11 protein-coding genes are annotated in these 13,245 nt (G+C 61.2%); 1 reads left to right on the forward strand and 10 read right to left on the reverse strand.

Annotated features, from left to right (window positions below):
• Positions 1-17 precede the first annotated feature (17 nt).
• The 4 genes from rplW to rpsJ are packed head-to-tail and all read right to left on the reverse strand — an operon-like array spanning position 18 to position 1,924.
• Positions 18-323, reverse strand: a complete 306-nt coding sequence (gene rplW / locus ACQCSV_RS15085; protein WP_018773664.1) for a 50S ribosomal protein L23 — start codon at positions 321-323, stop codon at positions 18-20.
• Entirely contained in the window at positions 320-943 is a 624-nt protein-coding gene (gene rplD / locus ACQCSV_RS15090; RefSeq protein ID WP_185261226.1) for a 50S ribosomal protein L4, read from the reverse strand. The genes rplW and rplD overlap by 4 nt, the downstream gene beginning before the upstream one ends.
• Positions 944-947: 4 nt before the next feature.
• Positions 948-1,598, reverse strand: a complete 651-nt coding sequence (rplC, locus tag ACQCSV_RS15095) for a 50S ribosomal protein L3 (protein WP_160673120.1) — start codon at positions 1,596-1,598, stop codon at positions 948-950.
• Positions 1,599-1,615: 17 nt separating this feature from the next.
• Positions 1,616-1,924: a 30S ribosomal protein S10 gene (gene rpsJ, locus ACQCSV_RS15100; protein ID WP_038464699.1), complete on the reverse strand. Its 309-nt coding sequence runs from the start codon at positions 1,922-1,924 to the stop codon at positions 1,616-1,618.
• Between the two features lie 446 nt (positions 1,925-2,370).
• On the opposite strand from rpsJ, the gene ACQCSV_RS15105 reads away from it, so the two are divergent.
• A complete protein-coding gene (locus ACQCSV_RS15105) occupies positions 2,371-3,822 on the forward strand; it encodes a GH1 family beta-glucosidase (RefSeq protein ID WP_354153313.1) in 1,452 nt (483 codons plus the stop codon).
• 84 nt (positions 3,823-3,906) lie between these two features.
• Here ACQCSV_RS15105 and ACQCSV_RS15110 read toward each other — a convergent pair whose 3' ends face one another.
• The 6 genes from ACQCSV_RS15110 to ACQCSV_RS15135 all read right to left on the reverse strand — a co-directional run bounded on the left by ACQCSV_RS15110 (position 3,907) and on the right by ACQCSV_RS15135 (position 13,157).
• Complete coding sequence (locus ACQCSV_RS15110; protein WP_255527485.1) at positions 3,907-4,032, reverse strand: hypothetical protein; 126 nt, start codon at positions 4,030-4,032, stop codon at positions 3,907-3,909.
• Positions 4,033-4,456: 424 nt separating this feature from the next.
• Complete coding sequence (gene tuf / locus ACQCSV_RS15115) at positions 4,457-5,647, reverse strand: elongation factor Tu (RefSeq protein WP_056344396.1); 1,191 nt, start codon at positions 5,645-5,647, stop codon at positions 4,457-4,459.
• Between the two features lie 246 nt (positions 5,648-5,893).
• Positions 5,894-8,008, reverse strand: coding sequence for an elongation factor G (fusA, locus tag ACQCSV_RS15120; protein ID WP_354153312.1), 2,115 nt, complete (start codon positions 8,006-8,008; stop codon positions 5,894-5,896).
• Between the two features lie 69 nt (positions 8,009-8,077).
• Positions 8,078-8,548 (reverse strand): 30S ribosomal protein S7, encoded by a 471-nt coding sequence (gene rpsG / locus ACQCSV_RS15125; RefSeq protein ID WP_011692813.1) that lies wholly within the window; start codon positions 8,546-8,548, stop codon positions 8,078-8,080.
• A gap of 1 nt (position 8,549) precedes the next feature.
• Entirely contained in the window at positions 8,550-8,924 is a 375-nt protein-coding gene (gene rpsL, locus ACQCSV_RS15130) for a 30S ribosomal protein S12 (RefSeq protein WP_011692814.1), read from the reverse strand.
• Positions 8,925-9,257: 333 nt separating this feature from the next.
• Positions 9,258-13,157: a DNA-directed RNA polymerase subunit beta' gene (locus ACQCSV_RS15135; protein ID WP_354153311.1), complete on the reverse strand. Its 3,900-nt coding sequence runs from the start codon at positions 13,155-13,157 to the stop codon at positions 9,258-9,260.
• Positions 13,158-13,245 lie beyond the last annotated feature (88 nt).

The raw sequence follows: 13,245 nt of genomic DNA on the forward strand, positions 1-13,245 counted from the left end.
CGTTAAAGTGGTCTCCGCTACGAGAGCGGACCGCCGAAGATGTCGATGGTGCCTTCTTTGAGGCTCACAATTGCACGCTTGGTGTTCTTGCGGGTACCCCATCCGAATTTGGTTCGCTTGCGCTTACCGGCACGGTTGATGGTGTTGATCGATTCGACCTTGACGGAGAAAATCTTCTCCACGGCCAGCTTGATCTCGGTCTTGTTCGAGCGGGGGTCCACCAGGAAGGTGTACTTGCCCTCATCGATCAGGCCGTAGCTTTTTTCCGATACGACGGGTGCAAGCACGACGTCGCGCGGGTCTTTGATGGTGGCTGCACTCACTTGGCATCCTCCTCGTTCTTTGCTACTGCCCGGTCAGCAACGAATGCTTCGTAGGCAGCCTTGGTGAAGACAACGTCGTCAGAGACGAGTACGTCGTAGGTGTTCAGCTGGTCTGCGTACAGAACGTGAACACCGGCGAGGTTGCGCACGGAAAGTGCTGCAACATCGTTGGCGCGCTCGATGACAACCAGCAGGTTCTTGCGCTCAGAAACTTCGCGCAGCGTTGCCAGTGCGTTCTTGACGGACGGCTTGGTGCCCTCCACCAGTTCGGCAACAACGTGGATGCGTCCGTTGCGTGCCCGGTCAGAGAGTGCGCCGCGCAGTGCAGCAGCAATCATCTTCTTGGGGGTCCGCTGGCTGTAGTCACGCGGTGTGGGACCGTGGACTACGCCACCACCGGTCATGTGAGGAGCACGGATTGAACCCTGACGGGCGCGGCCGGTGCCCTTCTGCTTGAACGGCTTGCGACCAGCACCGGAAACTTCGGCGCGGGTCTTGGTCTTGTGGGTACCCTGGCGAGCAGCAGCGAGCTGGGCTACGACGACCTGGTGCAGCAGCGGCACGTTGGTCTGAACGTCGAAGATCTCTGCAGGCAGGTCAACCTTGACAGTGCTAGTCATTGAACTAGGCTCCCTTCACGGCGGTGCGTACGAGGACGACCTGGCCGCGGGCGCCGGGGACGGCACCCTTGATGAGGAGCAGCGACTTCTCGACGTCAACTGCGTGAACCGTGAGGTTCAGCGTGGTGTGACGAACGGCGCCCATGCGGCCGGCCATTTTCATGCCCTTGAAGACGCGGCTCGGGGTGGATGCGCCACCGATTGAACCGGGCTTACGGTGGTTCTTGTGAGCACCGTGTGAGGCGGGAGCGCCGTGGAAGCCGTGACGCTTCATAACACCGGCGAAGCCCTTACCCTTGGTGGTGCCAATAACGTCGATCTTCTGGCCGGCTTCGAAGAGCTCAACAGAAAGCTCCTGGCCCAGCTCGTAAGTGTCAGCATCTGCAGTGCGCAGTTCGACGACGTGGCGGCGAGGCGTGACGCCTGCCTTTTCAAAGTGACCAGCCAGCGGCTTGGTGACCTTGCGGGGATCGATCTGGCCGTAGCCGATCTGAACAGCTACGTAGCCATCAGTGGCTGCGTTGCGCAGCTGGGTGATGACGTTCGAATCTGCCTGGACCACAGTGACGGGGATGAGCTTGTTGTTCTCGTCCCAGACCTGGGTCATGCCGAGCTTCGTGCCCAGCAGGCCCTTTACGTTACGGGTTGCGGTCATAGTCTCTCAGCACCTCCCTACAGCTTGATTTCGATGTTCACGTCGGCCGGCAGGTCGAGACGCATAAGCGAATCAACAGCCTTCGGCGTGGGATCGATGATGTCGATAAGACGCTTGTGCGTGCGCATTTCAAAGTGCTCGCGGCTGTCCTTGTACTTGTGCGGAGAGCGGATAACACAGTAAATGTTCTTCTCCGTCGGCAGCGGCACGGGGCCAACTACCGTTGCGCCTGCGCGCGTGACCGTCTCAACGATCTTCCGTGCTGAAACGTCAATGACCTCGTGGTCATATGACTTCAGCCGGATGCGGATTTTTTGTCCCGCCATGTCGCCTGACTCTCTTTCAGTTAGTGCTGCTCCCGGTGAGGGCTGCTCTGTTCACTTTCTTGTTGCATGTGGCTGCCGAAGCATTTGAAGTCTGAACTACCACCCGCCGCACAAGCTGAATCCGGATGAATCCGGGTTCCTCAACCTGCCGACGTAACCGACCCCCGCGGTCGGGCGTGTCGTGCTTAGCACGCATACAAATCCGCAGTTCCATGGGGAGTGGGTTATGTTTGGGCTTCCACTTGGACCCTGACACCCGGCATTATCCGGATCGGGACACGAAGAAGCGCTTGAACAACTCATCTAGTATGCCGGATATTATGCCCAGAAGCGAATCTGCAGGCTGGCGCCTCCCCGGACAACAGATGGGCCAGCACACCGCTCATTCGGGCCCTGCACCGCCTGCGGTCATTGCCTTCGGCAACATCCGAATGGATGATGGGGGAATGACCGTCGCAAATGACGTTTCCGTCCAGGACCTGGCCGGCCGTCTACCCAGCTCATTCACCCTGGGAGTTGCCGCGGCCGCCTTCCAAATCGAAGGCTCCCTCTCTGCTGACGGGCGTGGTCCCTCCGGCTGGGACGCCTTCGCGGAGAAGCCCGGCGCCATCATCGATGGACATTCCCCCGCCGTGGCCTGCGACCACTACAACCGCTCGCCCGAAGATGTGGCTCTGATGCGGGATCTCGGCGTAGATTCCTACCGCTTTTCCATCTCGTGGCCGCGGATCCAGCCGGACGGCCGCGGCGCGTTCAACGAACAGGGTCTGGACTTCTACGACCGCCTGATCGACCAACTGCTTGAGGCCGGCATCTCCCCCATGGCCACCCTCTACCACTGGGATACGCCCCTGCCCCTGGAGCACCGTGGCGGCTGGATGAACAGGGCAACCGCCGAACGCTTCGCTGAGTATGCCGGGGAGGCCGGCCGGCGTTTTGGTGATCGCGTGGACCAATGGGTCACCCTCAACGAACCCGCCTCTGTAGTGCTCAACGGCTATGCTCTGGGCGTTCATGCCCCCGGACAGGACCTGCTCTTTGACGCCTTTCCTGCCGTCCACAACCAACTGCTTGCCCATGGCATGGCTGTCCAGGCGTTGCGTGCAGCAGGGGTCCGCGGCGGAATCGGCGTGACCAACCTCCACTCCCCCGTCCGGCCAGCCACGCGGAAAATCACGGACAAGTACATCGCGCTGGTGTTCGACCTGATGCTCAACCGGATATATGCCGATCCGGTCCTCCTGGGCCGCTACCCCCGCCCGCCGCTCATCGCCAAGCCCTGGTTCCGGTCCTTCGGCAGAATCCCCGACGCCGACCTCCGCACTATCCACCAGCCCCTGGACTTCTACGGCGTGAACTATTACTACCCCACGAAGGTGGCAGCCGGACGGGGGCCGGCCGAAAGTCCCACGGGTCCCGCCGAGGCCATGGTGCGGGTGCCGTTCCACCAGGAGCCGTTTCCCGAATACGGCACTACTGGTTTCGGCTGGCCGGTAGCACCGGAGCATCTGGGTATCCTGCTGCGCGAACTCAAGGACCGCTATAGAGGGGACCTGCCCCCGCTGTACATCACCGAAAGTGGCGCCAGCTTCCCGGAGCCTGACCATGTGAACGGCCCCATCCAGGACCAGCAGCGGATCAATTACATCGCGGGACACCTGCGGCACGCGCTGGAAGCGACGGCACCGGGCGGAATCGCCCACGACGTGGACCTCCGCGGCTATTACGTCTGGACCCTGATGGACAACTTCGAATGGGCTGCGGGGTACTCACAGCGCTTCGGCCTGGTGCACGTGGATTTCGACACCCTGGAGCGAACTCCCAAGGAATCGTTCTACTGGTACCGGGCACTCAGCCACGCCCGGAGATCCCTGGCCGGCGAAGGCCCTCCGGCGTGAAGCCCGCTTGGCTGAACTGCGGCTAACACCAGGCTGACCCCCGGCGACCCCGGACGAACGCCACGCTGACGCGGCCCGGCCCTGCTACTTGTCCTTGTTCGCCCGGTTGATGCGTTTGGCGCGGTCAATCTCGGTGCGGAAATGCTTCTTCGCCCAGAAAACTCCGGCAACCACGGCTACTGCGATGATCAGAAATATCAGCCATCCCATGATGTACTCCTCTCGCTATCAGCAACAGTATCAGGGCCAGCGTGACGGTAACTGTCGTCGCGGGACAGCGGGTTGGACTCAGGACCAGGAGTCATCTCCGGCCCCTCGGCCGGCGTTCGACCACTCCGACGCCAAGTCTGCGCCGATGGAACTTGGCCCTGGCGTGGCGCCCTGACCTGGCTGGCCTGACGGCTGGAGCTTGGCCACGGCGTCAAGCCACCCCTGAAGGTGACCGGCAGGGTAGGCCGCTTCATAAGATTCGTCCCTCACCGCGTTCCCTCCAAAGGCAGGCCTGCCTGCACAGTTAATCCATTGATTGGATTAACTGTGACAAAAGAACAGCCCCGCTGCACTAGCAGCGGGGCTGTTGCAAACTTTGCGTCAAGCCGTCAGACGGCCATCGGCTCCGTGATCAACAAGTAAATTACTTGATGATCTTGGTAACGCGTCCTGAACCAACGGTGCGGCCGCCTTCGCGGATAGCGAAGCCGAGGCCCTCTTCCATGGCGATGGGCTGGATGAGCGCAACGGTCATCTCAGTGTTGTCGCCAGGCATAACCATTTCCGTGCCTTCCGGCAGGGTGATAACGCCGGTTACGTCCGTGGTGCGGAAGTAGAACTGCGGGCGGTAGTTCGAGTAGAACGGGTTGTGGCGTCCGCCTTCATCCTTGGAGAGGATGTAGACGTTGGCCTCGAAGTCGGTGTGCGGGGTAATGGAACCCGGCTTGACGACAACCTGGCCACGCTCTACGTCATCACGCTTCAGACCGCGGAGCAGGAGGCCACAGTTCTCGCCGGCCCATGCTTCGTCGAGCTGCTTGTGGAACATCTCGATACCGGTAACCGTGGTCTTCTGGACCGGGCGGATGCCGACGATCTCGACCTCAGAGTTGATGGCGAGGGTTCCACGCTCGGCGCGGCCCGTTACAACGGTGCCACGGCCGGTGATCGTGAAGACATCTTCGATCGGCATCAGGAACGGCTTGTCACGGTCGCGTACGGGGTCCGGAACGGACTCGTCAACGGCTGCCATGAGGTCCTCGACGGACTTGACCCAGATGGGGTCGCCCTCGAGAGCCTTCAGACCGGAAACGCGAACAACCGGAGCTTCATCGCCATCGAAGCCCTGAGCCGAAAGCAGCTCACGAACTTCCATTTCAACGAGGTCCAGCAGTTCTTCGTCGTCAACCATGTCGGACTTGTTCAGCGCAACCAGCAGGTAGGGAACGCCAACCTGGCGGGCAAGCAGAACGTGCTCGCGGGTCTGAGCCATCGGGCCGTCAGTGGCGGCAACCACGAGGATTGCACCGTCCATCTGTGCAGCACCGGTGATCATGTTCTTGATGTAGTCAGCGTGACCCGGAGCGTCTACGTGTGCGTAGTGGCGCTTCTCGGTCTGGTACTCAACGTGGGAAATGTTGATCGTGATGCCACGCTGGCGCTCTTCCGGAGCAGAGTCAATCGACGCGAAGTCGCGCTGCTCGTTGAGAGTCGGGTACTTGTCGTACAGCACCTTGGAAATGGCGGCAGTCAGCGTCGTCTTACCGTGGTCAACGTGACCAATGGTGCCGATGTTGACGTGCGGCTTAGTCCGCTCGAACTTTGCCTTTGCCACAGGTTCCTCCTAGAACGTTTTCAAATGACTTACCCTTCAACCGCGCTTATCGCGGCAGAAACTCAGGCAAGTCTACTTGGGGGGCTTTGGATTGGTGAAATTGCAGATTCAGGAACTAATACTAGTCCCTCGAGCCTGTTCGTGCAGATGGCCGGGGCCCGGCTTGACCGGACCCGGCCACCTGCACCAGGTGAGCTTCCGTGAACCGGAAACGCACCCGAGTTTTTTGCTGCGAAAGTCCGAAGACTACTCGCCGCGGTTCTTCTGGATGATCTCGTCGGCAAATGCCTTCGGGACCTCGGCGTAGCTGTGGAAAGTCATGGAGTACACAGCGCGGCCCTGGGTCTTCGAACGCAGGTCACCGATGTAGCCGAACATGCCGGACAGCGGGACGTGCGCACGGATGACCTTGACACCCTGTGCATCTTCCATGGACTGCATCTGGCCACGGCGGGAGTTGAGGTCACCGATTACTTCACCCATGTATTCCTCAGGGGTGCGGACCTCTACATCCATCAGCGGTTCGAGCAGGATGGGGTTCGCCTTGCGTGCGGCTTCCTTGAAAGCCATACGGCCGGCGATCTTGAACGCCATTTCCGAAGAGTCAACATCGTGGTAAGCGCCGTCAATCAGCGTCGCCTTGATGCCAACAACCGGGTAACCGGCCAGGACGCCGTCGTTCAGTGCATCCTGGATACCGGCGTCAACCGACGGGATGTATTCGCGCGGAATACGGCCACCAGTGACCTTGTTCTCGAACTCGTACAGCTCGCCCTCGGAAGTGTCCAGCGGCCCAATGGCAATCTGGATCTTTGCGAACTGACCCGAACCACCGGTCTGCTTCTTGTGCGTGTAGTCGTGACGCGCAACAACATTCTTGATTGTTTCGCGGTAAGCGACCTGCGGCTTGCCAACGTTGGCCTCGACCTTGAATTCGCGGCGCATGCGGTCCACCAGGATATCCAGGTGGAGCTCGCCCATGCCGGCGATGATGGTCTGACCGGTGTCCTCGTTGAGGGAGACCTGGAAGGTCGGGTCCTCAGCGGAGAGCTTCTGGATGGCCAGTGAGAGCTTCTCCTGGTCACCCTTGGTGTTCGGTTCGATCGCAACCGAGATCACGGGCTCCGGGAAGCTCATGGACTCGAGGACGATCTGGTTGCCGGAGTCACACAGGGTGTCGCCCGTGGTGGTGTCCTTCAGCCCGATCGCTGCGTAGATGTGGCCCGCGGTAGCGCCCTCAACGGGCATTTCCTTGTTGGCGTGCATCTGGAACAGCTTGCCGATGCGCTCCTTCTTGCCCTTGGTGGAGTTGACCACCTGAGCACCCGCTTCGACGTGACCGGAGTACACGCGGATGAAGGTGAGCTGGCCGAAGAACGGGTGCGCAGCAATCTTGAACGCCAGAGCCGAGAACGGCTCCTCGGAGGAAGGCGCGCGCGTGAGTTCCTTCTCTTCGTCGCGAGGATCGTGACCGATCATCGGCGGGACGTCGAGCGGGTTCGGCAGGTAGTCAACCACGGCGTCAAGCATCGGCTGAACGCCACGGTTCTTGAACGCGGAGCCACAGAAGACCGGGTAGAGCTCAGAGTTGATCGTCATCTTGCGGATGCCGGCCTTGAGCTCCTCGACGGTGAGTTCTTCACCCTCGAGGTACTTCTCCATGAGCTCTTCGGTAGCGTCAGCCACCGTCTCAACGAGGGCAGCCCGGTATTCCTTGGCCTTCTCCAGCAGATCCGCGGGGATCTCCTGAACCTCGTACTTGGCACCCATGGTGACGTCACCCTTGGAGTCGCCCGGCCAGACCAGCGCGCGCATTTCCAGGATGTCGACAACGCCGGTGAAGTCGTTCTCGGCACCGATCGGCAGCTGCATAACGAGCGGCTTGGCACCGAGGCGGCTGATGATGGTATCTACCGTGTAGTAGAAATCAGCACCGAGCTTGTCCATCTTGTTGACGAAGCAGATACGCGGAACGTTGTACTTGTCAGCCTGGCGCCAAACGGTCTCAGACTGCGGCTCGACACCTTCTTTACCATCAAACACGGCAACGGCGCCGTCGAGGACGCGCAGTGAGCGCTCAACCTCGACGGTGAAGTCAACGTGGCCAGGGGTGTCAATGATGTTGATCTGGTTGTTGTCCCAGAAGCAGGTCACGGCGGCAGACGTGATGGTGATGCCGCGTTCCTTTTCCTGTTCCATCCAGTCAGTCGTCGAAGCGCCGTCGTGCGTTTCGCCGATCTTATGGTTCACACCTGTGTAGAACAGAATGCGCTCGGTGGTGGTGGTCTTGCCGGCATCGATGTGAGCCATGATGCCGATGTTGCGGACCTTACTAAGGTCTGTAAGCACGTCCTGTGCCACGGTGTCTCCCTTTCGGATGGACTACGCGTTCGCCGCCGGCTCAGTCGAGCCGGCGGCGTCCGGGAAGTATTACCAGCGGTAGTGTGCGAAGGCCTTGTTGGACTCGGCCATCTTGTGGGTGTCTTCGCGACGCTTCACAGCGGCACCGAGACCGTTGGAGGCATCCAGGATTTCGTTCTGGAGGCGCTCGGTCATGGTCTTTTCACGGCGGGCCTTGGAGTAGCCAACCAGCCAACGCAGGGCGAGGGCGGTGGAGCGGCCCGGCTTGACCTCAACCGGAACCTGGTAGGTAGCGCCACCAACGCGGCGTGAGCGGACCTCGAGGGAAGGCTTGACGTTCTCCATGGCCTTCTTGAGGGCTGCTACGGGGTCGCCGCCGGACTTGGCGCGGGCGCCTTCGAGGGCACCGTAAACAATGCGTTCTGCGGTGGACTTCTTGCCGTCAACCAGCACCTTGTTGATCAGCTGGGTTACCAGCGGGGAGCCGTAAACGGGATCTAGTACGAGCGGCCGCTTGGGGGCCGGACCCTTGCGAGGCATATTACTTCTTCTCCATCTTTGCGCCGTAGCGGCTGCGTGCCTGCTTACGGTTCTTCACACCCTGGGTATCGAGGGCGCCACGGACGATCTTGTAACGGACACCGGGGAGGTCCTTCACGCGACCGCCGCGAACGAGCACAATGGAGTGCTCCTGCAGGTTGTGGCCTACACCGGGGATGTAAGCGGTAACTTCAACGCCACCGTTGAGGCGCACACGTGCAACCTTACGAAGAGCCGAGTTCGGCTTCTTGGGGGTGGTGGTGTAAACGCGGGTGCAAACACCGCGGCGCATCGGGCTGCCGTTAAGCGCGGGAGCCTTGGTCTTTTTGACCTTAGGCGTGCGGCCCTTGCGGACCAGCTGGTTAATCGTAGGCACTCTCGTGTTCTCCGTTGGTTTGATCTCTACCTTCACGCTCAAGCGCCAGCCCGAGCACAATGGTTTTGGCGTTGTTCCTTGCAGCTGCGGCTCTTGAAGCTTGCGTAGGCGTGCAAAAGCGTGGCATTCGTTGCGCACCTTACCCGCAACCCGGAAACAAGCTCCACCCAGCATCATGAGAACAAAACCAAAATGATGCTGCGGCGGCCTTCATCCACTGCCACACAGAACAATTACACAAAGTTTAGCACGGCTGGACCCGGGACCTTAAACGGGTGTAGACGAAAGGCCCCGCCTCCACGGAGTGGAAGCGGGGCCTTTCAACGCAATCGACTAACGGAAATCGTTGCCGAGATCGTAGTCATCCAGCGGGATGGCGTGGAACTCAGGAGCTCCGTCGCCGCCCAGGGAGTCATACGAGAAGTCACTGAACGCGCTGGGGCCGGTGAACAGGTTGGCCTTTGCTTCTTCAGTGGGCTCCACGGTGACCTCGGTGTAGCGCGGGAGACCCGTGCCGGCCGGGATCAGCTTACCGATGATGACGTTCTCCTTGAGGCCGAGCAGCGGGTCGCTCTTGCCTTCCATGGCCGCCTGCGTCAGAACGCGGGTGGTCTCCTGGAAGGAAGCGGCCGACAGCCAGGACTCGGTGGCCAGGGACGCCTTGGTGATGCCCATGAGCTCAGGACGTCCGGAAGCCGGAGTCTTACCCTCGGACACAACGCGGCGGTTGGCCTCCTCGAAGCGGCTGCGCTCGGCGAGCTCGCCGGGGAGCAGATCCGATTCGCCGGACTCGATGACCGTGACGCGGCGCAGCATCTGGCGGACGATAACCTCGACGTGCTTGTCGTGGATACCGATGCCCTGGCTGCGGTACACGCCCTGGACCTCGTCCACCAGGAACTTCTGCGCGGCACGGGGACCCATGATGCGCAGAACCTGCTTGGGATCCACCGGACCGTTGATGAGCTTCTGGCCTACTGTGACGTGCTCGCCATCCTCGATGAGGAGGCGTGAACGGCGCAGTACCGGGTAGGCGATCTCTTCAGAGCCGTCATCCGGGGTGATGACCAGGCGCATCTGACGCTCGGACTCTTCGATGGCGATGCGGCCGGCTGCTTCAGCAATCGGCGCGACACCCTTCGGAGTACGGGCTTCGAAGAGCTCCTGGATACGGGGCAGACCCTGGGTGATGTCGTCGCCACCGCTGGCGGAAACAGCACCACCGGTGTGGAACGTACGCATGGTCAGCTGGGTACCGGGCTCGCCGATGGACTGTGCGGCGATGATGCCGACAGCCTCGCCGATGTCCACGGTCTTGCCGGTGGCCAGTGAACGGCCGTAGCACAGGGCGCAGGTGCCGACGCTGGACTCACAGGTGAGTACGGAGCGGACCTTGACCTCGGTGATGCCTGCTGCGAACAGTTCAGCGATCACGACGTCGCCGCAGTCGGTGCCGCCGGCCGCAAGGACATTGCCCTTGGAGTCCACAACATCAACAGCCAGCGTGCGGGCGTAGGCACTGTTCTCAACGTTCTCATCCAGGACCAGCTCGCCGTTGGCGTCCGGCACGGCGATTGCCGTTACCAGGCCGCGCTCAGTGCCGCAGTCCTCTTCGCGAACGATAACGTCCTGCGACACGTCCACCAGACGACGGGTCAGGTAACCCGAGTTGGCGGTACGCAGCGCGGTGTCAGCCAGACCCTTACGGGCACCGTGCGTGGCGATGAAGTATTCCAGCACCGACAGGCCCTCACGGTACGAGGACTTGATGGGACGCGGGATGATTTCACCCTTAGGGTTGGCCACCAGGCCACGGATACCCGCGATCTGACGGACCTGCATCCAGTTACCACGTGCACCGGAGGACACCATGCGGTTGATGGTGTTCATCGGCGACAGGTTGTCACGCATTACCTGTGCGATCTCGTTGGTTGCCTTGTTCCAGATCTCGATCAGTTCCTGGCGACGCTCGTCGTCGTCGATCAGGCCCTTGTCGTACTGTCCCTGGATCTTGGCAGCCATGGTTTCGTAGCCGGCGAGGATCCGCGGCTTGTCCTTGGGTACTTCGATGTCCGAGATGGCGACGGTAACGCCCGAGCGGGTGGCCCAGTAGAAACCGGCGTCCTTCAGGTTGTCCAGCGTTGCCGCCGTGACCACCTTCGGGTAGCGCTCGGCGAGATCGTTGACGATCGTGGACAGTTCGCCCTTGTCCGCAACGTTCTCAACCCACGGGTAATCGGCCGGCAGCGTCTGGTTGAAGATGACCTGTCCCAGGGAGGTCTGGACGATCACCGGCTGGCCGGCTTCCCAGCCTTCCGGAGCTTCCCAGCCCGAGTACGGAACAAAGCCTTCGAGACGGATCCTGACCTGCGAGTTCAAGTGCAGCTCGCGGAGGTCGTAGGCCATGATGGCTTCGGAAACCGAGGAGAAGACGCGGCCTTCGCCAGCTGAACCGACACGCTTGGTGGTCAGGTGGTAGAGACCGATGATCATATCCTGCGAAGGCAGGGTGACCGGGCGGCCGTCGGACGGCTTCAGGATGTTGTTCGAGGACAGCATCAGGATGCGTGCCTCGGCCTGGGCCTCGGGGCTCAGCGGCAGGTGGACTGCCATCTGGTCGCCGTCGAAGTCAGCGTTGAAGGCGCCACAAACCAGCGGGTGGAGCTGGATTGCCTTGCCTTCAACAAGCTGCGGTTCGAACGCCTGGATGCCAAGGCGGTGCAGGGTGGGTGCACGGTTGAGCAGCACCGGGTGTTCGGTGATGATCTCTTCCAGCACGTCCCAGACCTGCGGACGGTAACGCTCGACCATGCGCTTGGCCGACTTGATGTTCTGTGCGTGGTTGAGGTCAACCAGGCGCTTCATCACGAACGGCTTGAAGAGCTCCAGTGCCATCTGCTTGGGCAGACCACACTGGTGCAGCTTCAGCTGCGGGCCGACGACGATGACCGAACGGCCGGAGTAGTCAACGCGCTTGCCGAGGAGGTTCTGGCGGAAGCGACCCTGCTTGCCCTTGAGCATGTCGCTCAGGGACTTCAGCGGACGGTTGCCAGGACCGGTAACCGGACGGCCGCGACGGCCGTTGTCGAAGAGGCTGTCAACAGCTTCCTGAAGCATGCGCTTCTCGTTGTTGACGATGATCTCCGGGGCACCGAGATCAAGCAGGCGCTTGAGGCGGTTGTTGCGGTTGATCACACGACGGTAGAGGTCGTTGAGGTCGGAGGTCGCGAAGCGGCCACCGTCCAGCTGGACCATCGGGCGCAGTTCCGGCGGGATCACCGGGACGGCGTCCAGCACCATGCCGAGCGGGCTGTTGTTGGTGGTCAGGAACGCGTTGACCACCTTCAGTCGCTTCAGGGCGCGGGTCTTGCGCTGGCCCTTGCCGTTGGCAATGATGTCGCGCAGCAGGTCAGACTCGGCCTGCATGTCGAAGTTCTCAAGGCGCTTCTTGATCGCTTCGGCACCCATGGAGCCTTCGAAGTACATGCCGTAGCGGTCGCGCAGCTCGCGGTAGAGGCCTTCGTCGCCTTCGAGGTCTGCGACCTTCAGGTTCTTGAAACGGTCCCAGACCTGCTCGAGGCGTTCGATCTCGGCATCGGCACGCTTACGCACGTTAGCCATCTGACGGTCTGCCGAGTCGCGGGCCTTCTTTTTGTCGGCAGCCTTGGCACCTTCACCTTCGAGGCGCGCGATCTCGTTTTCGAGGTCACGGGCGATCGTGGCGATGTCGGAGTCGCGGTTGTCGATCAGCTGCTTCTTCTCGATGTCGTGCTCAACCTGCAGGTTGGGCAGTTCCTCGTGGCGGCTGTCGGCGTCGACGCTGGTGATCATGTAGGCAGCGAAGTAGATGACCTTTTCGAGGTCCTTCGGTGCCAGGTCAAGGAGGTAGCCCAGACGGGACGGAACACCCTTGAAGTACCAGATGTGCGTGACCGGGGCGGCCAGCTCGATGTGGCCCATGCGCTCACGGCGGACCTTCGCACGGGTGACTTCAACGCCACACCGCTCGCAAATGATGCCCTTGAAGCGCACACGCTTGTACTTACCGCAGTAGCATTCCCAGTCACGGGAAGGGCCGAAGATCTTCTCGCAGAAGAGGCCGTCCTTCTCGGGCTTGAGTGTGCGGTAGTTGATGGTTTCCGGCTTCTTAACCTCGCCGTAAGACCAGCCACGGATGTCATCCGCGGTGGCGAGGCCGATCTGCATGAGGCCGAAGGAGGATTCGCTGGACATATGGTCCCTGTTCTCTCTTGTTCTCTAAATTCTGAAGTCTTGGTTACGGGAAGAGGGAGGGGCCCGACGGCGGCGATCACCGCCGTCG

The organism is Pseudarthrobacter sp. S3 (assembly GCF_050156905.1).
Taxonomy (GTDB): Bacteria; Actinomycetota; Actinomycetes; order Actinomycetales; family Micrococcaceae; genus Arthrobacter.

Excerpts from the sequence above, each read along its gene's own strand:
- rplD (WP_185261226.1), bottom strand. The coding sequence starts at position 943 with ATGACTAGCACTGTCAAGGTTGACCTGCCTGCAGAGATCTTCGACGTT.
- rplC (WP_160673120.1), bottom strand. The coding sequence starts at position 1,598 with ATGACCGCAACCCGTAACGTAAAGGGCCTGCTGGGCACGAAGCTCGGC.
- rpsJ (WP_038464699.1), bottom strand. The coding sequence starts at position 1,924 with ATGGCGGGACAAAAAATCCGCATCCGGCTGAAGTCATATGACCACGAG.
- ACQCSV_RS15105 (WP_354153313.1), top strand. The coding sequence starts at position 2,371 with ATGACCGTCGCAAATGACGTTTCCGTCCAGGACCTGGCCGGCCGTCTA.
- ACQCSV_RS15110 (WP_255527485.1), bottom strand. The coding sequence starts at position 4,032 with ATGGGATGGCTGATATTTCTGATCATCGCAGTAGCCGTGGTTGCCGGA.
- rpsG (WP_011692813.1), bottom strand. The coding sequence starts at position 8,548 with ATGCCTCGCAAGGGTCCGGCCCCCAAGCGGCCGCTCGTACTAGATCCC.
- ACQCSV_RS15135 (WP_354153311.1), bottom strand. The coding sequence starts at position 13,157 with ATGTCCAGCGAATCCTCCTTCGGCCTCATGCAGATCGGCCTCGCCACC.